The sequence below is a fragment of the Acutalibacter caecimuris genome, from assembly GCF_034335085.1.
GTDB classification, from domain to species: Bacteria; Bacillota; Clostridia; order Oscillospirales; family Acutalibacteraceae; genus Acutalibacter; species Acutalibacter caecimuris.
The window spans coordinates 120,972-146,849 of sequence record NZ_JAWXXJ010000004.1; the positions used below are offsets into that span (position 1 = coordinate 120,972).

15 protein-coding genes and 3 pseudogenes are annotated in these 25,878 nt (G+C 57.7%); 8 read left to right on the forward strand and 10 right to left on the reverse strand.

Features of this window, described 5'->3' with window-relative positions; genetic code table 11:
* Nucleotides 1-129 precede the first annotated feature (129 nt).
* The 7 genes and pseudogenes from U8U01_RS17620 to U8U01_RS03985 all read left to right on the forward strand — a co-directional run.
* Nucleotides 130-351, forward strand: a pseudogene (locus tag U8U01_RS17620) (CHAP domain-containing protein); the annotation flags it as partial.
* Nucleotides 352-353: 2 nt separating this feature from the next.
* Nucleotides 354-1,406, forward strand: a pseudogene (locus U8U01_RS03960) (LPD25 domain-containing protein); the annotation flags it as partial.
* Between the two features lie 240 nt (nucleotides 1,407-1,646).
* Nucleotides 1,647-1,808, forward strand: a pseudogene (locus U8U01_RS03965) (excisionase); the annotation flags it as partial.
* A gap of 89 nt (nucleotides 1,809-1,897) precedes the next feature.
* A complete protein-coding gene (locus U8U01_RS03970; RefSeq protein WP_322170666.1) occupies nucleotides 1,898-3,091 on the forward strand; it encodes a site-specific integrase in 1,194 nt (397 codons plus the stop codon).
* Nucleotides 3,092-3,452: 361 nt separating this feature from the next.
* On the forward strand, nucleotides 3,453-4,925 hold the full coding sequence (gene hemZ, locus U8U01_RS03975; RefSeq protein WP_322170668.1) for a coproporphyrinogen dehydrogenase HemZ: 1,473 nt from the start codon (nucleotides 3,453-3,455) through the stop codon (nucleotides 4,923-4,925).
* Nucleotides 4,918-5,862 carry a uridine kinase family protein gene (locus U8U01_RS03980; RefSeq protein ID WP_322170671.1) on the forward strand — a complete coding sequence of 315 codons (945 nt, stop codon included), beginning with the start codon at nucleotides 4,918-4,920 and terminating at the stop codon, nucleotides 5,860-5,862. The genes hemZ and U8U01_RS03980 overlap by 8 nt, the downstream gene beginning before the upstream one ends.
* 165 nt (nucleotides 5,863-6,027) lie before the next feature.
* A complete protein-coding gene (locus U8U01_RS03985) occupies nucleotides 6,028-6,459 on the forward strand; it encodes a hypothetical protein (RefSeq protein WP_322170674.1) in 432 nt (143 codons plus the stop codon).
* 84 nt (nucleotides 6,460-6,543) lie between these two features.
* Here the strand turns inward: U8U01_RS03985 and U8U01_RS03990 are convergent, their stop codons facing one another.
* Genes U8U01_RS03990 through U8U01_RS04005 form a run of 4 tightly spaced genes read right to left on the reverse strand, consistent with a single transcriptional unit; the run spans nucleotide 6,544 to nucleotide 13,174 of the window.
* A complete protein-coding gene (locus U8U01_RS03990) occupies nucleotides 6,544-7,812 on the reverse strand; it encodes an O-acetylhomoserine aminocarboxypropyltransferase/cysteine synthase family protein (RefSeq protein WP_322170677.1) in 1,269 nt (422 codons plus the stop codon).
* A 41-nt stretch (nucleotides 7,813-7,853) separates the two neighbouring features.
* On the reverse strand, nucleotides 7,854-8,684 hold the full coding sequence (locus U8U01_RS03995; RefSeq protein WP_322170680.1) for an alpha/beta hydrolase: 831 nt from the start codon (nucleotides 8,682-8,684) through the stop codon (nucleotides 7,854-7,856).
* Nucleotides 8,685-8,727: 43 nt separating this feature from the next.
* Nucleotides 8,728-11,358: a valine--tRNA ligase gene (locus U8U01_RS04000; RefSeq protein WP_322170683.1), complete on the reverse strand. Its 2,631-nt coding sequence runs from the start codon at nucleotides 11,356-11,358 to the stop codon at nucleotides 8,728-8,730.
* Between the two features lie 40 nt (nucleotides 11,359-11,398).
* Nucleotides 11,399-13,174 (reverse strand): S-layer homology domain-containing protein, encoded by a 1,776-nt coding sequence (locus tag U8U01_RS04005; protein ID WP_322170686.1) that lies wholly within the window; start codon nucleotides 13,172-13,174, stop codon nucleotides 11,399-11,401.
* A gap of 349 nt (nucleotides 13,175-13,523) precedes the next feature.
* On the opposite strand from U8U01_RS04005, the gene U8U01_RS04010 reads away from it, so the two are divergent.
* The gene (locus U8U01_RS04010) at nucleotides 13,524-15,392 is read left to right on the forward strand and encodes an S-layer homology domain-containing protein (RefSeq protein WP_322170688.1); all 1,869 of its coding nucleotides are present in this window, start codon (nucleotides 13,524-13,526) and stop codon (nucleotides 15,390-15,392) included.
* Between the two features lie 318 nt (nucleotides 15,393-15,710).
* Here U8U01_RS04010 and U8U01_RS04015 read toward each other — a convergent pair whose 3' ends face one another.
* The 6 genes from U8U01_RS04015 to U8U01_RS04040 all read right to left on the reverse strand — a co-directional run bounded on the left by U8U01_RS04015 (nucleotide 15,711) and on the right by U8U01_RS04040 (nucleotide 25,406).
* Nucleotides 15,711-16,964: a hypothetical protein gene (locus U8U01_RS04015; RefSeq protein ID WP_322170691.1), complete on the reverse strand. Its 1,254-nt coding sequence runs from the start codon at nucleotides 16,962-16,964 to the stop codon at nucleotides 15,711-15,713.
* Between the two features lie 35 nt (nucleotides 16,965-16,999).
* Nucleotides 17,000-18,301 (reverse strand): ATP-binding cassette domain-containing protein, encoded by a 1,302-nt coding sequence (locus U8U01_RS04020; RefSeq protein ID WP_322170694.1) that lies wholly within the window; start codon nucleotides 18,299-18,301, stop codon nucleotides 17,000-17,002.
* A gap of 12 nt (nucleotides 18,302-18,313) precedes the next feature.
* Nucleotides 18,314-20,080 carry an oligopeptide/dipeptide ABC transporter ATP-binding protein gene (locus U8U01_RS04025; protein WP_322170697.1) on the reverse strand — a complete coding sequence of 589 codons (1,767 nt, stop codon included), beginning with the start codon at nucleotides 20,078-20,080 and terminating at the stop codon, nucleotides 18,314-18,316.
* A gap of 12 nt (nucleotides 20,081-20,092) precedes the next feature.
* Complete coding sequence (locus tag U8U01_RS04030) at nucleotides 20,093-21,070, reverse strand: ABC transporter permease (protein ID WP_322170699.1); 978 nt, start codon at nucleotides 21,068-21,070, stop codon at nucleotides 20,093-20,095.
* Nucleotides 21,071-21,085: 15 nt separating this feature from the next.
* Nucleotides 21,086-22,660 (reverse strand): ABC transporter permease, encoded by a 1,575-nt coding sequence (locus tag U8U01_RS04035; RefSeq protein ID WP_322170702.1) that lies wholly within the window; start codon nucleotides 22,658-22,660, stop codon nucleotides 21,086-21,088.
* 427 nt (nucleotides 22,661-23,087) lie between these two features.
* Nucleotides 23,088-25,406, reverse strand: a complete 2,319-nt coding sequence (locus U8U01_RS04040; RefSeq protein WP_322170704.1) for an ABC transporter substrate-binding protein — start codon at nucleotides 25,404-25,406, stop codon at nucleotides 23,088-23,090.
* Nucleotides 25,407-25,878 lie beyond the last annotated feature (472 nt).

A 25,878-nucleotide genomic window follows, 5' to 3' on the forward strand; every position in this document is an offset into this window, starting at 1 on the left:
AAAATGACCCGCGACGGGGCTATCGAAGTCAACGAAACCCAGCAGACGGCCCAGCGTATCAGCCAGCGGGAGCAGGACGCGGATTTTCAGAAAACGCCGGAGCAGCAGGCCAACAAGGTACATTTCGTTGAAAAGGACAATTCCGGCGTGGAGGGTGCGCACAAATCCGAGGAAACAGCGGAAAAGGCCTTGAAATACGGGGCGCGGAAAGTCAGGGAGGGCTACCACAGCCACAAGCTCAAACCCTACCGGGCAGCGGCGAAAGCGGAACGGGCGGCAGAAAAGGCCAACGTCAACTACCTGTACCAAAAGGCGTTGCAGGATAACCCGCAGATCGCCGCGTCCAACCCCGCTTTTCCGCATGGAAGAACACCCACGGGCGCAACGTCAAGCGGGGCGAAAAGGGTATCAAAATCCTTGCGCCGTCCCCCTATAAAATCAGGCGGGAAATGGAGAAGATAGACCCGCAAACCCAGCAGCCCGTTATCGGCAAGGACGGGAAGCCCGTCACCGAGGAAAGGGAAATCACCATTCCCGCCTACAAGGTGATATCTGTCTTTGATGTGTCGCAGACCGAGGGGCGGGAGCTGCCCGACATTGTGGTGGACGAGCTGATGGGGGACGTTGACCGCTACAAGGACTTTTTCGCCGCGCTGGAAAAGACCTCGCCCGTCCCCATCGGCTTTGAGAACATCGAGGGAAGTTCACACGGCTATTACCATCTGGAAGAAAAGCGGATTGCCATTCAAGAGGGTATGAGCGAATTGCAGACCCTTAAAACCGTTATCCATGAAATCGCCCACGCCAAGCTGCACGACATTGATTTGAACGCACCAAAAGAGGATTTAGCCGACAGGCCAGACCGCCGCACACGGGAGGTACAGGCTGAAAGTGTGGCCTACACCGTCTGCCAGCACTACGGGCTTGACACGTCCGATTACTCCTTTGGCTATGTCGCCGGGTGGAGCAGCGGGCGGGAGCTTGCGGAGCTGAAAAGCTCTCTGGAAACCATACGCCGCGCCGCCGCCGAGATCATAGACAGCATTGACGCGAATATCGCGGAGCTGCAACAGGCGCGGGAGCAGACCGCCCAGCAGGAGCAGCCGCAGCCCGGTTTTGAGCAATGGAGCGAACCAGCCGCCCCGGACAATGGGCCGGATAATCCGGGGGAGCCGTCCGACGATGTTGCCGCATATCTGCCGGAGCAGGATAAACCGTCGCAGGAAGCGGCCCCCGGCCTTGCCGCCGAGCCAACCGTTACAGTCATTTGGAGCGAGAGCGCGGAGCTGCAAGAGGGCGAAACTATGCCCCTTTCCCGCGCAAATACCCTGTTCGCTTCTCTGGACGAAGCGCAGCTTGCAAGCCCCGGCTATGACAAGACCAAGTTTGCCATTGATAGCAGCTTGTAGGCCACGACGCGCAGAATACATAATGATACTCCTGTATAGCCACAGTCCGAGCGTTCAAAGCGTCGCAGGCAATGGGTACAGCTCCGGCAGACCGTCGGAGGGGTGAAACTCCCGTGAGGTTGCCGCTAACAGCCGTCCGATGATAGCCCCTTTTTTCGATTCCAACCTTTTAACAGTTTTGAAAGGGGATTATCTATGTGTAATACCGATGTTCCCATTTAGGAAAAGTACACGCTTACCATTGAAGAAGCGTCAAAATATTTTCATATCGGGGAAAACAAGCTGCGCAAGCTGGCAGAGGAAACCCCCGCCGCTGGCTGGGTGATTATGAACGGCAACCGTATTCAGATCAAGCGGAAGCAGTTTGAAAAAATCATCGACACGCTGGACGTTATTTAAGAAAAAGAACGTGCAAAAGGGCCTTGAATATGCTATAATAGATGTAGCATATCAAGGCTCTTTCCGTCTTTGGAAAGGAGCAGCGCATTATGTCAGAGAAAAGACGGGACAGCAAAAACCGCATTTTGCGTTCAGGAGAGAGCCAGAGGAAAGACGGGCGATATGCTTACAAATACGTTGATACCTTTGGAAAACCGCAATTCGTCTACGCATGGAAGTTAGTGCCTACGGACAAGACCCCTGCCGGAAAATGGGAGGACATATCCCTGCGGGAAAAGAAAAAGGAAATCCAGAAAGACCTTGACGACGGGATAGACCCTATCGGCAAAAAAATGACCGTCTGCCAGCTCTACGCGAAACAGAACCGCCACAGGGGGAATGTGCGGCACAACACCGTAAAGAGCCGCGAACGGCTGATGAAGCTATTGGAGAGCGACCCGCTGGGCGCGTGTCCGATTGAGAGCGTGAAAATGTCCGACGCGAAAGAATGGGCCTTACGCATGAGAGATCGGGGCATAGCCTACCGCACAATCAGCAACGACAAGCGTTCTCTGAAAGCAGCCTTTTATACGGCGATACAGGACGATTGCATACGCAAGAATCCGTTTGACTTCCAGCTTAATACCGTTCTGGAAGATACGACGGTGCCAAAGGTACCTCTCACGCCAGCGCAGGAAGAAAGCCTACTGGCCTTTGTGGAGAGCGATAGCGTCTATGAGAAATACTACGACGAGATCGTGATACTGCTGGGGACAGGGCTGCGGATTTCCGAGCTTTGCGGGCTGACCGACGCCGACCTTGACTTTGAGGGCAGGACAATCACAGTAGACCACCAGCTTTTAAGGAGCAAGGAAACGGGCTACTACATTGAGAAGCCCAAAACGGAAAGCGGTGTCCGGCAAATCCCCATGAGCGAGAAAGTCTGTGAAGCGTTAAAGCGTGTGCTTGCCAACCGCAAGAGCGCAAAGGACATTATCGTGGACGGTTACAGCGGTTTCCTGTTTCTCAACAGGGACGGCAACCCGAAAGTGGCATGGAACTATGACCGTATGTTTCAGCAGCTTGTGAAGAAGTACAACAAGTGCCACGAAGAAACCTTGCCAAAGGTAATGATGCCGCACACGCTCCGGCACACGTTCTGCACCAACTTAGCCAATGCGGGCATGAACCCGAAAGCGTTGCAGTACATCATGGGACACTCCAATATCACCATGACGCTGAACTACTACGCACACGCAACCTACGCTTCCGCAAGGGCTGAAATGGAACGGCTGGCAGCATAGGCAGGACGAGATTTTACTACTTTCGTACTACCTTTGAGAGCGAAAACCTAAAAACTTTCGAGAGTATTTGTGAGCTTCCCACGATAGCCAAAATGCCGCGAACCCTTGAAAAATCAAGACTTGGCGGCATTTAAGAACTTATAAAGAGATAGTCAAAAATACTGTTGGATTTTTGTCCAAAAACGAGGGCTTTCAAGGAAAAAACCGCAAGAAAGGCTTGCCGCCTTTCAAGGATTTTTGACGCAGAAAGCACCGTTGTGTGGCAAAATAGACGGCGTTTCGGAGTTATAAAACAGGCTCTAGGCCCCTATAACTTTATTCCATACCTTGCCCTGCTCTGGGCGTGAAAAGGAGAACCCTTATGCTGCTGCGTCTTTCCGGGCACAGCTTTCGCTACGAGTGCGAAAACCTGTGCCGCCTGTTCTTCCCCTACAGCCCTGTCCGGGTACCGGAAACCCCGGAGGCACCTGCAGAAGGTGAACCCTGGGCCGAGGTTCTTGTGCACCCCGAAGGCGGGGGCTGGCTGTGCACCGTGCGGGTCAGCAACGGCAGCCCGGCCTTGGAGCGGCAAAGCCCTATGCCCCAACTGCTGGAGTACCCGGTGACAGACCTGCTGTATCAGGTTTTGGCGGAGGTATCCGGGCTGCGGCCTGCCTGGGGGATGTTGACCGGGGTACACCCGGTAAAGCTTTTGCGCCAACATATGGCCCAGCAAGGGCCGGAGGAGGGGTTTCGGTCGTTCCGGGAGAAGTGGCACGTAAGCCCTGCCCGGGCAGAACTGGCCGGGCGTGTACTGGCCGCCCAGGGGGAATCCGTAGAAATGTTGGGCCCCAGGGACTTCAGCCTATACGTAGGCATTCCTTTCTGCCCCACCCGCTGCGCCTACTGCTCCTTTATCTCCCAGGATATGGCCAACGCCGCCAAGCTGGTAGAGCCCTATCTGGAACACCTGCACCTGGAACTGGAGCGGGTGGCCGGCATTACCGCCGGGCTGGGGATGCGGCCGGTTTCGGTCTATATCGGCGGGGGGACACCCACCACCCTGGACGCCGGGCAGCTAAGCGCCCTGTGCGGGAAGATCACCGGGCTGTTCGACCTCTCCCGCTGTACGGAATTTACGGTAGAGGCAGGCAGGCCCGATACCATCACCGCCGAAAAGTTGGCCGCACTGAAACAGCACGGCGTCAGCCGGGTCAGTGTGAACCCCCAGGCCATGTCCGATCAGGTACTGGAAAACATCGGCCGCAGGCATACGGTGGCGGAAACAGAACGGGCCTTTTCTCTGGCCCGCGCCGCCGGGTTCCGGGACATTAACGCCGACCTGATCGTGGGCCTGCCCGGTGACGGCCTGGCAGGGTTTACCTACAGCCTGGAACGGGTGCTGGCACTGGGCGCCACCAATGTTACGGTGCACAGCCTGGCCCTGAAACGCAGTTCCTCCCTGGTAACGGAGGACGGGGATCTCAGTTCCCACAAACAGGCCGGGGAGGCCGCCGCTATGGTGGACCACTCCATTGCCCGGCTGACCCAGGCAGGCTTTGTGCCCTACTACCTGTACCGCCAAACCCGCATGGCCGGCAACCTGGAGAATACCGGCTGGGCCTTGCCCCATAGTGTTTGCCGGTACAATGTATATACAATGGATGAAAGCGGCATGGTGATCGCCTGCGGGGCCGGGGGCGTCACCAAGCTGAAAAGCCCCTGGTCGGAGGACCTGACCCGGGTGTTCAACTTCAAGTACCCCTTTGAGTATATCTCCCGCCACCGGGAAATTTTAGAGAGAAAGGACGGTATGGGAGCCGCGCTTGCCGCGCTCCTAAACGATCATGAGTAATTTTGCCAGCGGCTATATCAAGTACATCAACCATCTGGAGCAGATCAACGACGCGGCCATTGCCAACCCCGCCCGGATGATCGGCGAGGTGGAGGGCTCTTACCGGGAACACCTGCGGAATATCGCCCGCAATATTACCGAGCGCCGGGTGCCGGTGCGCATTGTGATGCTTTCGGGCCCCAGCAGCAGCGGCAAGACCACCACGGCCCACCTGCTGCGGGACTATCTGGGGGACTTCGGCGTGCGGGCTGTCATTATCTCCCTGGATGACTTCTACCTGGGCCGGGATCTGGCCCCCCGCCTGCCGGACGGCTCGCCGGACTACGAAACCGTTTCTGCGCTGGACGTGGCCCGCATTCAGGAAACCCTAAAGCTGGTGGCCAGCACCGGGCAGTTCTCGGTGCCCCGGTACAGCTTTGCCCTGGGCCGGCCAGACGGCCCGGATCAAACCTACGCCCTGGCCCCCGGCGATGTGGCCATTGTAGAGGGTATCCACGGGCTGAACCCGGTGTTTACCAAAGATTTGCCGGAGGAAGTCTGCGTCAAGCTGTACGTCAGCGTCAAGCAGCAGATCAAGGACGTCAACGGCGAGGTCATCTCCCCCTGGGACCTGCGGCTGGTGCGGCGCATTGTGCGGGATATCCAGTTCCGGGACTCTACCGCAGAGAACACCCTGGCCATGTGGCCCCAGGTGGTGGCCGGGGAAAACCGCTATATCCGCCCCTACCGCATGAATGCCGACTATACGGTAAACTCCATCCACATCTATGAGCCCTGCGTACTGCGCACCGTGGCCATCCCTCTGCTGCGGGCCATTGCCATGGACAGCCTGCACTACAGCAAGGCCAGGGACCTGGAATCCCGCCTGATGCGCTTTGAGCCCGTGGACAAAGGCCTGGTGCCCGGCAATTCCATGCTGCGTGAGTTCTTGGGCTAAGCGCCGGCAAACCCATGGGGGCACCCCTCTATTCCCTCTCCTCCGTAATAAACTTTTAATTTTTTCGAAAGGGAAATGCGCTTTACTTTCCCGGCCAGGCTTGGTATAATAAGAGCATCCGGAGGGGCAGCGCTCCCCCATACCACACTAAAGGAGGACAATATCATGGGCATTTTTGATGACGTGGTCATAAACGCTAAATCCGCAGCAGAGGCTGTAGGCCGCAAAGCCGGCCAACTGGTGGATGTTTCCAAGCTGCGCATTGGCGCGGCGGAGGTGAACGCTGAGATCACCAAGCGCTACGAAATACTGGGCCAGTATGTTTACGACAACTGCCGCCAGGCCCTGGCCATTGACCCGGAGGCCGTGGGCAAGATGACTGAGATCGACGAGTTGAAGGCCCAGGCTACAGCGATTGCCAAAGAGCTGAATGACAAGACCAACAAGCTGGCCTGCCCCGTATGCGGCAAGCTCTGCAACAATGTGGACGCTTTCTGTAGCGGCTGCGGCGCCAAACTGGTGGTAGAGCCCCAGCCGGAGGAGCAGCCCGCCCAGGAGGCCCCCCAGGACGAGGACCCCGATGATGCGCCGTTCTAAGGCAGCACACAGCAGGGCCGGAAGAGGGAATCTCTTCCGGCCCTGTTTTTTGTACAACTTAAATGTACCGGCTGCCAGGCCCCGCTATGCTCCGGCCCCGGCCAGGGCGCGGCTTACGTCCTCCAAAATATCCTCCACATTTTCCAGGCCGACCGAGAACCGGATCATGCCGCCGTCAATGCCAGCGGCGGCCAACTGCTGGTCTGTAAGCTGCCGGTGGGTTTCGCTGGCCGGGTGCAGCACGCAGGTGCGGATATCCGCCACGTGCACCTCATTGCTGGCCAGGGTAAGCCCGTCCATAAACTTCGCGGCAGCAGGCCTGCCCCCTTTGATGATGAAGGAGATCACCCCGCTACACCCTTGCAGGTACTTTTGGGCCAGCGCATAGTCCGGGCTGGATTCTAAACCGGGGTAGATGACGCTCTCTACAGCGGGATGGCCCTCCAGGAACTTCGCCACCGTAAGGGCGTTCTCGCAGTACTGTTTCATGCGCACGGGCAGGGTTTCCAGGCCCAGGTTCAGCAAAAAGGCCGAGTGGGCCGCCGGGTACACGCCAAAATCCCGCATAAGCTGCATACGGGCCTTGATGATATAGGCCAGGTTCCCATACTGTTTGGTATAGGAGATGCCGTGGTAGGACTCATCCGGCTCCGTCAACTCCGGGAACTTGCCGTTCGACCAGTCAAACTTGCCGCTGTCCACAATCACCCCGCCCACCTGCACGGCGTGGCCGTCCATGTACTTGGTGGTGGAGTGTATGACAATATCCGCGCCGAATTGGAAGGGCTTGCAAAGCACCGGGGTGGCAAAGGTGTTGTCCACAATCAGGGGGACGCCCATCTCGTGGGCAATATTGGCAAAGCGCTCAATATCCAGCACCTTCAGGGCCGGGTTGGCAATGGTTTCCCCAAAGACCAGCTTGGTGTTCGGCTTAAACGCCGCCTTGATCTCCTCGTCGCTGCTGTTGCTGTCTACATAAATGCACTCGATACCCAGCTTTTTCAGGGTAAAGCTAAACAGGTTGATCGTCCCCCCATAGATGGTGGGCAGGCTGACGATGCTGTCCCCGGCCGAACAGATATTGAGGATAGACAGCAGGCTGGCCGCCTGGCCGGAGGTGGTGCACATGGCCCCTACACCCCCCTCCAGATCCGCAATCTTCTCCTCTACCGCCATAACGGTGGGGTTGCCAAACCGGGAGTAGCACAACCCACGGGTGGGGTCGTCAAAAATAGCGGCTACCTCTTGGGCAGAGTCATACACATAGGTGGTGCTTTGTACAATAGGCAGCACCCGCGGCTGGCCGTTGCCGGGCTTATAGCCGGCGTGCAGGCATTTGGTTTCGTCTCTCATAGGTTCTCCTTTTGTATACGTATTGTGGTCTGTGGGGCGGCTTACTCTGACACGTGGCCGGAGCTGACGCCTGCAACGGCGGCGCCCAATGGCAGCCATTCCATTGCTTTCAGGATATACTCGTCCCAGAACTTCCAGTCATGGACGCCCGGACCCTCTACCCAGGTCACATCGTAACCCAAAGATTGCAGCTTATCCTTAAACACCCGGTTGGGGGCGATCAGCCCATCCTCTGTGCCGCAAGCCAGGTAGAAACGGGGGGCGTCCGCCCGGCCGGCCACCCGCTCCGCCAGGGCGGTGTAGTCGTTTTCGCCCCCCAGCACCTTGTCCAGGTCGCCGAACACAGATTCATAATAGCCCCGGTTGGTCATCAGGTTGTCGGTATATGCGGCGTTCAGCCGGGCGCTGTCCAAAATCAGCGCCGCGGAGAGCCCCACCACACGGCCAAAGGTTTCCGGGTGCTGTAAGCCGTTTACAATGGCCCCAAAGCCGCCCATAGAGAGCCCGCCGATGAAGGTGTCCTCCCGCTTACGGGACAGGGGGAAACTGCGCCGGGTAAACTCTACCAGGTCCTTCGCGATAAAGGACCCGTACAGGGCGCTGGTTTTGCGGTTGTCCACGTAAAAGCTGTTGTCGCCGCTGGGCATCACCACGGCCAGATCCCGGTCCTGGGCCCAGGCCTGTAGCCGGGTACCGCTGACCCAATCGGTATAGTTGCCAAAAATGCCGTGGAGCAGGTACAGGGTCTTAAAGGGCTTTTCCTCCGGCTGGGATTGGCCGGGGAATACCATCTTGTCTGTGGGCAGCACCACCTGGATAGGCACGGTGCGCATCAGGGATTTGGAGAAGAAATTACATTGGATGATTGCCATAGGGGGCCTCCTTTTCTGTTTCTGCCGGTGGGCGGCAGGGGCATTATTCCTCGCCCTTAAGCTGCCGCAGGGATTCCTGTATATGGGCGGACTTTGCCCGCAACTTGTCGCCGTTGGCCCGCACGCCCTCAATTACGTTGGCCGGTGCCTTGCTCATAAAGCTGTCGTTTTTCAGCTTGGCCTCTACCCTGCCCAACTGCTCCAGCAGGGCATTCAGTTCTTTGTCCAGCCGCTTGATCTCCGCGTCTTTGTCGATCAGATCCTCCAGCGGCAGATAGGACCTGGCCCCGTTTGTCACCATCGTTACGGCGCCCGGCGGGGCCTGGATGGAATCTGCCGTTTCCACCTCATCGCAGAAAGCCAGTTTCCGAATGGCCTCTTTCTCTGCTATATAGGCGGCCGGGCTGCCGGTTTCAATATACAGGTGGGCCTTGCGGGAGGGCGGCACGTTCATCTCCCCCCGGCGGGTGCGTATAGCGGTGATCAGTTCCATCACCCGCTCCATCTCCGCGCTCTCCTTGGGGAATTCCAGCGCCTCGTCATATACCGGCCAGGGGGCGGTGATCAGCGCCGGGCCCTCGTGGGGCAGGGTCTGCCAAATCTCCTCGGTGATGAAAGGCATAAAGGGGTGCAGCAGTTTCATGGCGCCGCCCATCACCCACACCAGTACCTGGCGGGCAACCTGGGCCGCCTCGTCCCCCTGGTTCAGCCGCAGCTTGCACAGCTCAATATACCAGTCGCAGAAGTCGCTCCAGATGAAGTCATACACCTTGGAAACCGCCACGCCCAACTCGAACTTATCCAGGTTTTCCGTAACCTCCCTGGCTACCCGGTTGAACCTGTCTATAATCCAGCGGTCCTCCAGGTTCAGGCTGGCAGGCAGGCAGCAGGGAACCTCTTTGCCCTCCAGGTTCATCAGGATAAAGCGGGTGGCGTTCCAGATCTTGTTGGCGAAGTTCCGGCTGGCAGCCACCTTTTCGTCCGAGTAACGGGTATCGTTGCCGGGGCTGGTGCCGGTGATGATGGTCAGGCGCAGGGCGTCGGCGCCATATTTGTCGATAACTTCCACCGGGTCAATACCGTTCCCCAGGGACTTGGACATCTTCCGCCCCTGGGCGTCCCGCACCAGGCCGTGGAACAGCACGGTGCCAAAGGGGGGCTCCCCCATCTGCTCAATGCCGGAGAAGATCATCCGGGCCACCCAGAAGAAAATGATGTCATAGGCGGTTACCAGGGTGTTGGTGGGGTAGAAGTAGGACAGGTCCTCGGTCTTATCCGGCCAGCCCAGGGTAGAGAAGGGCCACAGCGCCGAGGAGAACCAGGTGTCCAGGGTGTCCTCATCCTGGTGCAGGGGTTTGCCGCACCGGGGGCACACGGCCAATTCCTCTTCGCTGACAAAGGTTTCCCCGCAATCATCGCAGTACCAGGCCGGAATCCGGTGTCCCCACCAGATCTGCCGGGAAATGCACCAGTCCTTGATGTTCTCCATCCAGTTATAATAGACCTTTTCCATGCGCTCAGGGATGATCTTCACCTTCTTCTCCCGTACGGCCGCAATGGCGGGCTTGGCCATGGAATCCATCTTTACAAACCACTGGGTAGACACCCTGGGCTCTACTGTGGTGTGGCAGCGGTGGCAGGTACCTACATTGTGGTGGATAGGCTCCACCTTCAGCAGGTAGCCCCCCTCCTCCAGGTCTTTGACAATCTGCTTGCGGGCCTCCTGGACGGGCAGGCCCTGGTATTTGCCGCCGTTTTCGTTGATGACGCCGTTCTCGTCCATCACCGTGAGGATCGGCAGCCCGTGGCGCTGGCCGACCGCCAGGTCGTTGGGGTCGTGGGCAGGGGTGATCTTCACCACGCCGGTACCAAAGTCCATCTCCACATACTCGTCGGCCACAATGGGTATCTCCTTGCCCACCAGGGGCAAAATCACATTTTTGCCCACCAGATGCTTATAGCGCCCATCCTCCGGGTGGACAGCCACCGCGGTATCGCCCAGCATGGTTTCCGGGCGGGTGGTTGCCAGTTGGATGTCGCCCGACCCGTCCGCCAGGGGGTAGCGCAGGTGCCAGAAGGAACCGTCCTTCTCCTCAAACTCCACCTCCGCGTCAGAAAGGGCGGTCTTACAGTGGGGGCACCAGTTGATCATCCGCTCCCCCCGGTAGATCAGCCCCTTTTCATACAGCTTGACGAACACATGGCGCACGGCCCGGCTGCATCCCTCATCCAGGGTAAAGCGCTGGCGCTCCCAGTCGGCGGAGGAGCCCAACAGTTTTAGCTGCTCGGTGATACGGCCGCCGTACTTCTCGTTCCACTGCCAGGCCCGCTCCATATACTTCTCCCGGCCCATGCTTTCTTTCGAGAGGCCCTCCTTGGCCAGGGCCTCCACAATCTTCACTTCCGTAGCCAGTGCTGCGTGATCCGTACCCGGCAGCCACAGGGCGCTGTAGCCCTGCATCCTCTTCCAGCGGATCAGCACGTCCTGGGTGGTCATGGTCATGGCATGGCCCACATGAAGCTGGTCGGTAACATTGGGTGGGGGCATCATAATGGTATACGGGGTTTTGGCCGGGTCCACCTCCGCGTGGAAATAGCCGCCCTGGCGCCAAAAGTCGTAAATGCCCTGTTCCACCTCCTGGGGCTCATAGGCTTTGGTAAATATGTCCTTCATTGGGTTCATCCTTTCTGTTTACGTTCACGGGCGCAACGGCTTATTGGCCCACATAGTCCGCATAGGCCGAGAACACCGACGCCGCCTCGCTGCGCTTGGTACTGTTCAGGGGGTTAAAGTTCCCCTTCTCGTCGCCCCGCAGCAGCCCGGCCTCCTGGCAGGCGTATACCTTCTCTTTGGCCCAACCGCTGATCTTGCTGTCATCCTTAAAGGTAATGCCATTGCCGCCGTAATGCAGCCCCAGGGCCTGGTACAGCACCACGCACATCTCCTGCCGTGAAATTCTGTCGTTAGGCCGGAATACCAGCTTGCCGTTCTGCATCTCGCCCCGCATCAGCCCGGATTCCTTCGCCCAGGCAGCCGCCTTATGGTACCAGGCTTTGGTCCCTACATCGTCAAAGCTTTTTTTGCCGGCGTAATCTTCCAGGTCAACCTTGTAAATATTGGCCATGACCACTGCGAACTCTGCCCGGCTCATGGACGTATTGGGGTTGAATTTACCCCCGTCCCCCTGGAAATAGCCCAGTTCAGACACCCGTTCTACCAGGCTATAGTACCAGGCGTCCCTGGGCACATCGGTATAGCGGGTAGGCGGCCAGTCATGGCCCAGGTACTGGTAGTCCGTGGCCATCTTTTTGGGGTATTTGGCGCCGGCCAGGGTCAGGCCTACATCCGCAAAGGGGTCTGCTTCCCGGTGGGCCTGCTGGTCTTTAAACATAATCCCCCCTGCGCGGGAGTCTGTGCCTACCAAAAAGTAGTCATAGTCAGCCTGGGTACCACCGTCGTCCCAGGTAAGGTCCAGGTTGTACCAGCAGCCGTCATCCATTTTTACGTTGTTCCACATATGGCCGGTAAGGTAGCCGGAGGCGTCCGTGTAGGTGCTGCTTACCAACACACAGGGGATGTCCAGTTCATCCAGCACCATCTTCATGGCCTTGGAGTAGCCGTCGCATACGGGCTCAAAGGCGTCCCCGCCGATCAACGCGCTGTACGCGCAGTGGCTCATGGTTTCGGCAATGGAGTTAGCCGGGCTGTGCTCGTACTCGCACTGGGCAGCGATAATATCATGGACAGCCTTTACCTGGCTGTAGGTATCCGGCTGCTGCCGGGCCTCTTGGGCGATCTCTTTGGCGGCAGCCAGCATCCGGGTGCGGTAGGTCCGTTCATTGTAGTTGTAAACGCTGGGGAACTGGTAATACACCGTCTGGATGGTGCCATCGCCCACGCCGGTATAAACGTCCGTATAGGTCTTTAGGGTAAAGCCGCTGTACATCTGCCCGTCCAGCCAAAGCATATCGGGGCGGTCATAACTCAGGGCGACAATGGCCACCTGCAAGTCGTTTTGCAGGGTGTTATAGGTGGCCAGGGAGGTACCGGTGGGCTGGAAATTCCCCCCGGAAAGCCGGCCTTGCAGCTTGATGCCGATCATGCTGCGGATGTCCACCTCTACCTTCCGGCCGGCCGACGCCTCGATCTGCTCCAGCGTAACGGCCTGCAGGGCGTTGTAGCACTCCTTCTGCCGGGTGGTAAGCCGGCCGTACATGGAGCCGGAAATAGAGGCGTTGGCCGGGCTGCTGAAAGCCACCGGGCCCAGCTCGCCCAAACCGTCGCCCAACCGGGCCTCCAGGACAGCGACTTCGCCTTCTGTGCCCGTTTCCTCCGGGGCCTGCGGGGTTTCAGACGATACCGGGCCCGCAGTAGCCGGCGCCTCTTGGACAGGGGCAGCGCCGGCCGGGACCACGACCAGGACGGCAGTGAGCATCACGGCCAATAGGGCCGCGGTGATTTTTTGACAGAATTTGGGCAAGCAAGACATGAGATTCCCTCCTCAGGATTTTATATATCTTATATTATCTCTCAAAACAAGGCTTATGTCAAGTACAGCCGGTATGGAAAGGACCCCTTTGTAAGGTTTTCTTGTACCCAGGCAGGCGCGGCACGATGCCGGCAGAATGGTAAACCCGGAAGGGCCTGTAGGGCTCCCGGCAGTGCCGCTCCGGGGCACACCCACTATATATCCCCCTAATTGTGAATTTCTCATGAATAATCTTTTGATTTTCCCAAAGGGGCTTGCAAAATCTTTCATTCTATGCTAAAATGTAACCGTTTTGTAATCATTCTTTTTGCAGCACCACCTTATCCTAAAGAAATCACGAGGTACCTTTATGTATACGCATCATCTCCCTGCCCGTTCCCCCCGCCGTGCCCTATGCCTGCTGCTATCCGTTCTGGCCTTTTGCGCCTGCCTGCCTTTGGGTGGGCTGCCTGCCAAAGCTGCCGGTACCCCCACCAATCTGGGGCTTGCCCAGCACGGCATCAACGCCTATAACGAAGGCTGGCAATATTCTTACGGCGGCAAGGGCGAAACCGTAAACGGTGTGCGGGTTTCCGACTGTGCGGGGCTAATCTACGCCTATTTCTCCGACCTGGGCGTGGGCGGCTGCATGGGCGGGGCCACGGCCCAGGCCACCCGCAACTGCATCCTCACCGGTACCATGGAGGAGGGCCTGCCCCGTATCCACGGGTTGGCGCTGACCATCCTGGAGCCCGGCGCTACCGATGATTACAGCCATATTGGCATCTACATAGGCGGCGAGGAGTCCTGCGAAAACTCGGACTACGGCACCAACATGGTGCGGGGCTCCATCTACCGCCGCAGTTGGACCACCTGGCATCTTTTTGACAACGGTGTGCTCTACCCCCGCAACGGCTGGTACGAGTTCGATGGCGGTATGGTCCATTACACCAACTATGAGTATGACGTGAACACCACCATTGACGGCTACGCCATTGGCGCGGACGGCTTTGCCCAACTGAGCGACGGTTCCCGCGCCCCGGTGGACAGTTCCATGGTTTCTACCCAATATGTTTCCGCCGAGGAAGTACGGGCCTGGCTGGTGACAAACGGCTGGAGCGGCAGCAATGACTTTGCCTACAACGCGAAAGCCGCCGCCACCGTCAACCTGCGGGAAGAGCCGAACACCAGCTCCCGCATCGTCACAACCCTCTCTAAAGGTACCCGCCTGCACATCGACGGCCCTGCCGTAGAAGGTGAAACGGTGCTGGTAGATAGCTGGATCGGCGACCAGGACCACATTGGCGACGAGGATTACGGCTGGGGCTGCGGGCAGCTCTTCACCCGCTGGTACCCGGTGACCACCATCCATGGGCAGACCGGCTACATTTCCGAGGCCTATATCGAGTTGTCCGTTACCGCGCCTGCCTTCTCCTGTGACGGCGAGAGCGTTGTCATCCAGGCCGGCGGCTCCTCCGAGAACATTTACTACACCACAGACGGCACCGACCCCACTGAGGAAAGCAACCTGTATGTTTCCCCCGTTTACCAGCTAAGCTGCACCTATAAGGCCGCCGTTATCCTGGACGGCGTGGTTGGGCCGGTATCTACCATCACCGTAATGGGCAATGGGGCCATTTTTACCGACTTTACCTACGATAAATGGTTTGCCCCCCACGTAGACGAGGCCGTGACAAAAGGCTATTTCAACGGTACAGGCAACAACACCTTTGACCCCAACGGCAAGGTCACACGGGCCCAGTTTGTAACCGTGCTGGCCAATTTCTCCGGCGAAAAGATGGACAGCTATGACTTTGAGGGCGGCGTGCCCGTTTTCTCCGACGTGACCAACCCCAATAACTACTATTACCGCCCGGTAGCCTGGGCCCTGGAAAAAGGTATTATTTCCAAGGCGGACAAGTTTAACCCCAACCAGATAATCCCCCGGGAGCAGCTTTGTGTGATGTTGGAAAACTACGCCAAATATAAGGGCATTGACCTGAGCACCACCGCAATGGGCGACCAGTTTGCGGATGACGGCAGGATCAGCAGTTGGGCTAAAAACGCTGTCTACCATATGCGCAGCCTGGGCGTTGTCAACGGTGTGGGCGAGAACTTCTTTGATCCCAAGGGTTCCAGTACCCGGGGCGCCTCCTGCACCATGATCGTCAATTTCTATAAGTACGTTATCGCCCCCAATGATACCAGTGGCGGGAACCTCCCCGCCGGTAAAGAATAAAGAAGGTTCTCCAAATTCTTCCAACCGCCTCCTGTCCCCCCCGGCCACGCGCCCGTAGCCTGGCCGGGGGATTTTTATATCCAAACACGCCCCCCCAAACCCAGTTTCCACACAAAGGTCTATCCAATCCATTTCCCCATAATCACGCCCAATCAAAACCCACATAAAAGTTTCGTCCACCTTTTCAAAGGTGGCGGGGGTGTGGGGGCAGCGCCCCCACGGCCTTAGCTCCCCTCCACACGACCTCCAAAAAACAAAAAAGCAAAACAGGCCCCGCCCAGGTAACTTACCCAGGCGGGGCCTGCTAACTATCTTTCTTTACTCTCCTATATACTTCCAATCATACTGCAAGGTACCCACCGCGTATAGGCCGTCTATTTGCAGCGTCTGCCAGGTAGAAAGCACGGTTTGCCCGTCTACGGCCAGCGCGCCGGTATCCTGTGGCAGGGCGGCCAGCGCGGCATGGTCTAAGCTGTCGGCCACCAGCAGCGGTTCTGCTTGAAGGGCCAACTCCCCACAGCCAATCCCCTCACCATACAGGGCCAGGGAATCGACCGCTGCCCGGCAAAGGCCGTCACGGGGGTCAATATAGCTGTGGCGCAGTTCCCCATCTTCAAAGGTGTAGCAGCGCTGGCTGTCCAGGCTGTTCAGCGGGAAGGTGCGCAGGCTTACCGCATTGACCCGCTGCTGGCCGAATGAGGCCTGGGCCGCCACAATGCCTTGCCGGCCATCCCAATCATACAGGTTGAATACCTGCTGGCCAATGTCCCCGCCCAAACAGCGGGTCACACCGTCATAGCTGGAAAGCATCCCTGCATCCAGCCCCTGGGACGCCAAAGACTCCGCCATGTAATCCGCCATAAAGGCCGTGCGCAGCCAGCCAAAGTCCAGGAATACATCCCTACCCTCGTCCCTGGCATAGCGCAGGTACTCTTCCGATACATACAATTTCACCCGGTTGCCGTCCAGCAAATCCAGCCGGATATGGGCAGGGTCAGCGGCATAATCCGCCAACTCCCGGCAAAAGGCCGCCATCTCCGGGCTTTGAAAAGGATCCAAGTCCCTTGTTTCCCCGTCATCCTGGCAGAAGAACAAATCCCCATATACCGAGTATAACGGCCCCAGGTACACGGCCCGGCTGTCATACTCCTCCACCAGGGCCAGGGCCCGGTACAGCACCGGGTCTATCTCCACTTCCTCGTTGGGGTGGGCATTGATGTAACAAAGGTTATGCTCCACCAAAGGGTCGTCCTCATCGGCCACTGTTTCGGCAGTGGTGAACAGCCGGTAGGCCCGCACAGCCAGTTGGTTATAAGCGGCCCGTACAGCCCGCAGGTGGCCGGTGTTGGCAAAGCCGTCCCCGGTAAGCAGGTAGTCAAAGGCAAACTCGCTGCCACAACTGCGGACGTCGCCTGTATTGGCCTCTATCCGTACCCAGCCGGGCTCGGTACTCAGCCACTGGTACACCCCATAGCCCAATGCGCCAACCCCCACCGTCAAGCAAACCAGAAAGGCAACGAACCGCAGGCCCAGGTGTTTCCCGCTTTCCTCCACCTTTTCCACTGGCCGCATACCAATCGGGCGGCGTTCTTTTACATTCCGCCCCATCAGAATACCGCGGCGACCAGCAGTAGTAGCAGCAACAGGCCAACCAGCGCGCCAAAAATGATAAAGCCAATGATAGCGCCCTTCTTGCAGGCCTTATAGTTGCGGATATAGTTATTCTTTTTGAATAAAACCGCACCGATCAAACCCAAAACCGGCAGCAGGACAGACAGTAGCAGGTACAGGATATTGCCCGTGTCATGCACCGGCGCATTCAAAATCGCGCTGGTGTCAATGCTCTCCTCCTGATGCTCCTCCGTGGCGCCGGGTTCACGGATGGTAATGCTTTTCAGCGGTACGCCCCGCTCCCGGATGGCCTGGTACTCCTCTATCTCCTTTTTGTTGCCATACACAAAGTGGTTGTGGCCAATGTCCGTCAGTTCCGGCTTGTCGGTGCTGTAATCGTGGATAGAGGGGTCATAGGTAAACAGCACCTTGTTTTTCTCCAACCGGGGGTCCGGGATGGGTATGGCGGAAATCAGCGAACGGGTGTAAGGGTGCATGGGGAAGTCGAACAGTTCCTCTGCCTCGGCTACCTCCACAATATCCCCCTTATAAATAACGCCGATGCGGTCCGAGATAAACCGCACAATGGACAGGTCGTGGGCAATGAACAGGTAGGTCACGTCCCGCTCCTGCTGGAACTTCTTCAGCAGGTTCAGCACCTGGGCACGGATAGACACATCCAAAGCGGAGATGGGCTCGTCAGCCACCACCAGTTCCGGCTCCATAACCATCGCCCGGGCCAGGCCAATACGCTGGCGCTGGCCGCCGGAGAATTCATGGGGGTAGCGGGTCAGGTGCTCCGGCAGCAGGCCCACTTCGTCGATCATGTTCCTAACCTTCTCCACCCGGTCGGCCTCGTTCTCAAACAGGTGGAAATTGTACAGGCCCTCCGATACAATATAGTCCACGGTAGCCCGCTCGTTCAGGGATGCCGCCGGGTCCTGGAACACCATCTGCACATTGCGGATAACCTCCCGGTCCAGGGAGCGGGGTATCTTGCCGGAAATGCGTACGCCCTTATATTGGATCTCCCCGGCAGCACAGGGGTTTACCCGGATGACCGCCCGGCCAATGGTGGTTTTACCCGAGCCGGACTCGCCCACCAGGGAGAATGTTTCCCCCTTGTAGATGTCAAAGGAGGCGTTCTTAACCGCCCTTACCGCGTTGTCGCCTTTGCCAAAGGTAATGTCCACATTGCGGATGGACAGCAGCACCTCCCGGCCGGTCTTTGGGTCAATGGGCCCATGCGCCGGCAAACGGCGCACCTTTGCGCCACTCTCAACAGTTGTGGTTGCCATATGCTGTCCCTCCTATATATTGAAAGCCCGCATGAGCTTTTCGTGAATGTCCTGAATCATCTCCGGCTTTTCCATCTTGGGGGCGCGGGGATCCAGCAGCCAGGTCTTGGCAAAATGGGTTTCCGTCACCGGGAACATAGGCGGCTCCATCAGGGTGTCCAGTTTCAGGCAATAGGGGTTCCGGGGGGCAAAGGGGTCGCCCACAATCTGGTTATACAGCGAGGGCGGCGTACCGGTGATGGAGTACAGCTTGGTGTTCCGCTGGGCCAACTGGGGCAGGCTGGAAAGCAGCGCCCAGGTGTAGGGGTGCCGGGGGTCGTAAAAGACCTCTTCCACCCCGCCCAGTTCCACAATCTGCCCGGCATACAGCACGGCCACCCGGTCAGCCACATTGGCCACCACACCCAGGTCATGGGTAATGAACACAATGGTATAGCCAAACTCCTTTTGCAGGTCCTTCAGCAGCCGGATGATCTGGGCCTGGATGGTCACGTCCAGGGCCGTGGTGGGCTCGTCGCAAATCAGGATCTTCGGCTGGCAGCTTAGGGCAATGGCAATTACAATACGCTGGCGCATACCGCCGGAGTACTGGAAGGGGTAATCGTCAAACCGGGCCTCCGCGTTGGGGATGCCCACCTTGTGCATCAGTTGGATCGCACGGGCGCGGGCCTCGGCCTCCGAGCAGCCCTGGTGCTTGATGATAATGGAGGAGATCTGCTTGCCAATGGTGATGATGGGGTTCAGGGACGTCATGGGGTCCTGGAACACCGTGGCAATGCGCCGGCCCCGGATCTGCCCCCAGTCCCCGGCAAACTTCACGTTGGCCAGGTTCAGGGTACAGGTGCCGTGCAGGGTGTCCGCAGTTTCATCCAGGTAGCGCACCCGGAACACCACCTTGTCAAAGATCTGGTCGCTCATGGGGTCTATCCCCATCTCCATGGCCTTTTTCAGCTCTTTCAGCAGCCGCTGGATCAGCCGCACCCGCTTATGGAAGGGGTAGCGCCCCACCGAAAGGTAGATCTCCTTGGCCAAGATCTCGTTGCGCTTTTTGGCTTGGGCGCTGATCTCCGGAGCGATCTCCTTGTCATACTGGGCTTTCAGGGCAGCCATCTCGCTGTTATAGGCCGCGTTATACTGGCTGTCGTTTTTCACGGCAGCGGAGTTGGCCTTTACCTTGCCTTCAAACTCCGCCTTTACCCGCCTGATCTCCGTATCCAGCCCCTTGATCTCCCGGCCCAACTCTCGGATGCGCGCCTTCTCGGTCTTGCTGTCCAGGGTCTGCCGCAGGTTAAAGGTTTCCGCCCGCTTAAACTCCAGGTCATGGACCTGGGCCTCATGGGTCTTCCGCTCCTGGTCGCTTACAGACATCTTCAGCCGGCGCTGGCTCTCCAGTTCCTTCATCTTCTTAAAGGTTTCCGCCCCGGGCTCCAGGCGGGCGTACTCGTCCAGCTTTTTCTGCACATTGGCAATGGTGTTCCGGGCTGTCCCCCGCAGCTTTACATGGGTATCGGCCAGTTCCTCATCGTTAAAGAGGATGCTGCCCTTATCAATAAAGCCGTTAGAGTCCAGCATACCCGCAAAGGTCTTGGTGAACACGGACTTGCCCGAACCCGACTCGCCCACAATGGCGATGGTTTCGTTCTCGTAAATATCCAGGGATATCCCCCGGATCGCGGTAAGGATGCGCCCGCGTACCCGGAACTTCACTTCCAGGTCCTTTACGGAAAGCAGCACCTTTTCATCCTTTTTGTCCTTTACAGCCTGATTCATGTTTTCCATACAGCGCCCCCCTTACATATGTGTCCTGGGGTCGGACGCATCGCCCAGGTTCTGGCCAACCACATACAGCACCACGGCAATGATAGAGGCCACCACCACCGGGCTCCAGAACTCAAACCGCCAGCCCACGGTCAGCATGGCAGGCTCCGCCTCGTAAATCAGCTTGCCCAGGGACATTTCCGAAAGGCCAATGCCGATATAGGAGAGGAACACCTCGTAGGAGATATAAGAGGGTATCTCCGTGGCCGCCAGGGTCATGATAACCGAAGTCATAAAGGGCAAAATGTTCTTCACCGCAATGCGGGTGATGGGCGTGCCCAAGCACCGGGAAGCCAAGTTGTACTCCCGGTCCCGGATGATAATGACCTGGGTGCGGATGGCATAGGCAATGCCCAGCCAGCCCGTAATGGTCAGGGCAAACACCATGGTCCAAAAGCTGGCGGACATAATCAGCACCAGCACGGAGATCAGCAGGATATAGGGCACATTGGCCACAATATTGTAGAACTCCATCATAAACACATCTACTTTTTTGGAAAAACCCCATACCGCCCCCAGCAGCACGCCGATGCTCATATTGATCAGCGCGCAGGTCAGCGCCAGGGAGATGGAGATCTTCGAACCCACCCACACCGTGTCAAAGGTCGGTTCGCCAGAGGCGCCCGCGCCCAGAATCCAGTGCAGGTTGTACCCAAACTTTTCCATAGCCGCCAAGGGCATCAGGTGCTTGGAACTGCCGTCCGTCAGGTTGGCGTACCGGTCATAGGTAATAAAGGACGGATACACGTAGGCAAACAGCAAAATCACGGCCAGCAGGCCCAGCACCACCAGGTTGATCCTCTTCCTGAAGAACACCCGCATAACCGAGTGCCAGTAAGAGTACCGGGGGGCGGTGATCTTTTCGCTCTCCACATCGCTGTGGGACACAAAGGTAAACAGTTCTTCCTCCGAGACCCCCAACCCGCTCAAATTTACTTTTTCCTGATTCATCAACAATACCTCCCTTTAGCGGCTGTCCGAAGTAAACGAGATCCGCGGGTCCACCAAAGACATAAGGATGTCGCCCAAGATGATGGACACCACTGACAAAATGGCGTAGAAGAGGGTCACGCCCACAATCACCGCATTGTCATATGCGTTGATGGCCTGGGTCAGCAGGTTGCCGGTGCCGGGCACCACGTACACGCGCTCGGTGATAATGGCGCCAGTCATGGCTCCCAGCACCGCGCCGGGTATGCCGTGGAAGATGGGGATCGCGGCGTTTTTCGCAATGTGCTTAAAGAATATCTCGTTTTCCGAAAGGCCCCCCGAACGGGCAAACTTCACATAGTCCGAGTTCATCTGGTCCACCATATAGCGGCGCAGCCACTTCATCAGGTTGGCCACCGAGGGCAGCGCCAGGGACACAATGGGCAGCAGGTACATCAGCTTGCCGTTGGAGTTCATGTCAAAGGTAGTCGGCAGGCCGATAGAACCGCCAATGGCCTTAAACAGGAAGATATACGCCAAAGAGGGCACCGCCATAATAAACACGATATAGAAGGTGCCAAGCTTGTCCACCAGGCCTTCTTTGTGCCTGGCCATAAAGATGCCCAACGGCACGCCCAGCAGGTAGGCCAGGCCCGTTGCCAGTATGCCGATAATAAAGGAGTAGCCCATTTTGGACATACCGCCCTTTTTGGTGATGACATTGGTATAGTCGTCTGCAAAGCGCTCCATCAGCACCGGGTTTTCCGCCCGCGAGCCGGGCATATAGGTGGCCGTATGCAGGTCGTCGGCGCTCTCCTCCCGCAGGCCGGTGGGGAACACCGTAGGCCGTAAGATATACGAGCCCTGGGTAGTGGTCATGGTTTCCAGCACGTCCCGGCCCTGGTTTACCGAGTAGGAGGTTCCCAGGGTGATGGTCAGCAGGTTCTGGTGCAAAAAGGGGAACTGGTCGTTAAAATAGACCAGGTACTTGTGCTTGGTACCGTTGCCCATAACAGCCGGCGCAAAGGTGTCCCCTCCGTAAACCGGGTCATGGGTGGTAAAGGTCAGGCCCCTGGGCCCAATGTCCGCCTCACTGTCCACCGCGTGGACCGTATCGATCGTGATGATGCTGGAGAAGTACTTCAGCAGGCGGTTGATCAGCGGGGTATCCTTGGCGGCAAACAACTGGGGCGCGCCGCCGCTGGCCAGCTTTTTGCGGCTGACCACCGCGTTGAGCCGGGTAACGGTATAGCCTTGGCTCTCGTAATAGTCTGTAAACTGTTTCACATACTTGGCGGTGATCTCACTGTCATTCTCCGGTTTGCGGCCAATGGAAATGGCCTCTTCCTTCGTTGCCTCGTCGATCTCCCCGTTCTTAAGCAGTTGGTTCACATATTGGGCATAGGGCACATAGGTCAGGTAGCCAAACTCCTGCCACTTGCGGTAAGAGTAGGCAACCTTCGCGTTGTTCTGCTGCTTGGTGTAGGTGGTATCAGCCGCAAAAATAAGCTGGTTGTCCAGCAAAGAGTAGATCAGCACCATAACAATGGCCACCACCACAACAATAGAGCACAGGCCATGCAAAAGCCGTTTGAGTAAATATTTTGTCATAATGTTATCATCTACTTTTTCATAGTATCATCGTACCATCTTCACTTCATTTGGCCCTGCGTTCACAGTTGAAAACGCGGCGGGCACTCTTTCGGCCCTGTTGCCGCGCCCGCTGTTAGCGTTTGCATCTGTGAATACAGGTTCCGATATCGATATATAGAGATATGGGGGATGAGGCATAAAGCCCCATCGCCCATTCTCCAGTAAGTGGGGGCGGGGAGGATCCCTCCGCGCCGAACCGCTATGCTCGGCCGGGTGCACCCGGCGTCTTTTCCAGCCAGGCAGGCAGCCGGCCAAAGGGCCGCCCTGTCTGCCAAGGCTTGATTCATGAAACGGGACGTTTCATGAAAACCAATTCCCACTGGGAATTGCATCTCCCGCAGCCAGCCGGCCGGGGCAAGCGTACGTTCTTATAAACTGCCAGGGATTAGTACACGCCAATGCACTTGGTCATGTAGCCGTTGTAGTCAGGCAGGAAGGTGTCGATATAGGAGCAGGGGTCCATAAAGTCAGGGGACCAACCGGAGAGGTCATACAGGTCGTAGTTGGACTCATAGCCGCGCTCGGTGTAGTAGCCGGCATAGTACCACTCGTCGCTGTTTACGCACTCCACCAGGTTCACAATAACCTTGCCGCCCAGTGCCTTCTCCACGCTCTGCTTGTAGGTGTTGGCCTTGTTGGTGTAGATGGTGTTGCTGCTCAGGAAGGGCAGGTCAACCTGGATGGGATTGCTCTCGTCCACGGTAACGCCGGCGCCGGCCAGTTCTTCTATAGCAATGGCCAGTTCCTCCTGGGCGTTAGCCTCGCTGTACCAGCCGTCAAACCCGTCGCCGGTGCCGCGGCCGTTCTCGGCGCTCTCGTCCAGCTTGTAAACGGTGATCTTCACACCGTCCGCATCCAACTGGGCCTGCATGATCTCGCCGTAATCTGTGCCGGCGGGGAAGGTCACTTCTTCGCCGTTGATCTCCACGGTGGTGTCAGCGGTCAGGCTCACAAAGGTGGCGGGGGTGTAGCTGTTCCGCAGGCTCAGGGTAGCCAGCTCTTCGCCTACGGCCTGGGCGTTCCAGGTGTTACGGTCCACAGACATGGCCAGCGCCCGGCGGAAGTGTGTGTTGTTCAAGGCGATATGGGTACGGGTAGCCTCCTCCTCGGTCTGGGTGGAGAGCACCTCAGTCTCATTGCGCACATTGTTCCAGGTAGCACGGTTCACGTTCATAAAGTTCATGTAGGAAGTGCTGCCGTTGGAGGTCACATAAGAGAAGTCGTCAAACACGCTCTTGCCTTCCGTGCCCCAGCCGGGCGCCTTGTCGGCAGCCATCTCGGTCTTGGCGGTTTCCACGGTAGAGGCGTTGATGCCCTGCTGGTCAATGGTGCCGGCCAGAAGGTCGTTGTAACCCTTGGTTACGTCGCTGTTGTCGTTGTACAGGCGCTGCATGGACTTGATGGTCACATTGGCCGCATCCCAGTAGGTGGGGTTGGCCTTGTAGGTGATGGAGTTGTTCTCCACCGCGCTGGTGATCAGGAAGGGCCCGCAGTAAGCAATGTGGTCGGGGTCCAGGCCGTACTGGTAGGTTTCGGCCTCGGTGTCATACTCGTCGCCGAACTTGCCGCCCTGAGAGGTGTAGTAGCTGCGGCTCAGGGGCAGGGAGATACCATAGTGCAGCATGGAGGTGAAGTAAGGGATCTTCTTCTCCAGGTGGTAAACCAGGGTGTGGTCGTCCACGGCCTCAATGCCCACCTTGGAGAAGTCGGTGTCCTCGCCGGTCAGGTAGGGCTGGATGTTCTCCAGCACGCCGATGAACAGCTCGCTCAGGCCGGAACCGGAGTCGCACACGTGCTGCAAGCCGGCTACCCAGTCGTCCGCAATCACGTCGGCAACCTCACGGCCCTGAGAGTCCACCCACTTCACACCCTTGCGGATGTGGAAGGTCCAGGTCAGGCCGTCCTCAGAAACCTCCCAGCTCTCTGCCAAGGCGGGTACTTCCCGGTTCTCGCCGTCAAAGAACAGCAGGCTGTCCATGGTACCCAGCACCGGCACGGTGTCGGCGGCGCGGCTGGTGTTCATCATGTCCCAAGTGGAGGGCATGGAGGTAAAGGAAACGTTGTAGCTGTCCTTCAGGGTATAGCCCTTGCCGGTCAGGTACTCTTTGGCGGCGGCGGCATACTCGCCGGTGCCCTTTTTCTCCAGCAGTAGTTTCTTCAAGGCCTCCCGGTCCTCGCTCTTGATGATCTGCTCGGTGACAATGGCGTACTGGTAGCGCTCGTTGTCAGAGCCCCACCCGTTGGTGGTGGTAGAGCCGGGGGCGATACGGCCGAAAGCGTACTGGCCGCCGTTGGAGGTGGTGGGCTGCATCACGCCGCTGGCCAGCAGTTTGGCCTCGCCCAAAGCTTCCAGGGCGTAGCGCTTGTTGATGTCGTCTACCTCCTGGGTAGCCGCCTGGTACAGCTCATAGAACTCGCCCAGGTTAAAGTCGTAGAAATACTCGGAAATCGCGTCATAATCGTCGTTCTCGTTGTCAAACTCCTGGGGGGCAGTCCAGGCGCCGGTAGTGCCCTCTTCGGGCTCGCTGGCGTCCTCGCCCTCTTCAGAGCTGGTGTCCTCAGAGGACACGGAGGAATCGCTGCTGCTGCTCTCGCTGGAACTGGGAGCGCTGCTGCCGGAATCGCTGCCGCAGGCCGCAAAAGCGGAAACCAGCATCAGCATGGCCAGCAGCATAGCGAGAGAGCGCTTCACTGTCTTGTTCATGTTGATTCGTCCTTTCTCAAAGAAAATATGTTGAGCAACAGGCCCTTTGCCCGCCGCTTGCAACCAAAAATAAAAGAAACCAGACGCGGCCGTCTGCACCCTTCCGGGCCCGGCTCGCATTTTTTAAGGCCCATTCCTGCATTAATTCACAGCCTGTTCAAAACCGAATTGGTACACTGGCAGAAAATCCACTAAATGTTGTATTTAATTATACCGCGCATCGCCCGCCACTGTCAAGTTTTTTCTGAGGAAAAAGGCCGATTTGAGAGATAAAACCGCAAATGTCAAAGCCGCCGCCGCAATTTTGTGCATTATCCCAGCCATGAAAGTTTTAATTCTCAATCCTGCATTACCGTCCTAAATTCCTTCATATTTCCCGCTGCCGCCGCCGGCCGCCCACCTATCATTCCGTCCGGGAATTTTGTGTCCCGGTATCACATCGCCAGTATACCCCTATTATATTGGTATATAC

Coding starts and splice junctions, on each gene's coding strand:
- U8U01_RS03980 (WP_322170671.1), top strand. CDS start 4,918: ATGAGTAATTTTGCCAGCGGCTATATCAAGTACATCAACCATCTGGAG.
- U8U01_RS03990 (WP_322170677.1), bottom strand. CDS start 7,812: ATGAGAGACGAAACCAAATGCCTGCACGCCGGCTATAAGCCCGGCAAC.
- U8U01_RS03995 (WP_322170680.1), bottom strand. CDS start 8,684: ATGGCAATCATCCAATGTAATTTCTTCTCCAAATCCCTGATGCGCACC.
- U8U01_RS04010 (WP_322170688.1), top strand. CDS start 13,524: ATGTATACGCATCATCTCCCTGCCCGTTCCCCCCGCCGTGCCCTATGC.
- hemZ (WP_322170668.1), top strand. CDS start 3,453: ATGCTGCTGCGTCTTTCCGGGCACAGCTTTCGCTACGAGTGCGAAAAC.
- U8U01_RS04030 (WP_322170699.1), bottom strand. CDS start 21,070: ATGAATCAGGAAAAAGTAAATTTGAGCGGGTTGGGGGTCTCGGAGGAA.
- U8U01_RS04005 (WP_322170686.1), bottom strand. CDS start 13,174: ATGTCTTGCTTGCCCAAATTCTGTCAAAAAATCACCGCGGCCCTATTG.
- U8U01_RS03985 (WP_322170674.1), top strand. CDS start 6,028: ATGGGCATTTTTGATGACGTGGTCATAAACGCTAAATCCGCAGCAGAG.
- U8U01_RS04020 (WP_322170694.1), bottom strand. CDS start 18,301: ATGGCAACCACAACTGTTGAGAGTGGCGCAAAGGTGCGCCGTTTGCCG.
- U8U01_RS04040 (WP_322170704.1), bottom strand. CDS start 25,406: ATGAACAAGACAGTGAAGCGCTCTCTCGCTATGCTGCTGGCCATGCTG.
- U8U01_RS04000 (WP_322170683.1), bottom strand. CDS start 11,358: ATGAAGGACATATTTACCAAAGCCTATGAGCCCCAGGAGGTGGAACAG.
- U8U01_RS04015 (WP_322170691.1), bottom strand. CDS start 16,964: ATGCGGCCAGTGGAAAAGGTGGAGGAAAGCGGGAAACACCTGGGCCTG.
- U8U01_RS03970 (WP_322170666.1), top strand. CDS start 1,898: ATGTCAGAGAAAAGACGGGACAGCAAAAACCGCATTTTGCGTTCAGGA.
- U8U01_RS04025 (WP_322170697.1), bottom strand. CDS start 20,080: ATGGAAAACATGAATCAGGCTGTAAAGGACAAAAAGGATGAAAAGGTG.
- U8U01_RS04035 (WP_322170702.1), bottom strand. CDS start 22,660: ATGACAAAATATTTACTCAAACGGCTTTTGCATGGCCTGTGCTCTATT.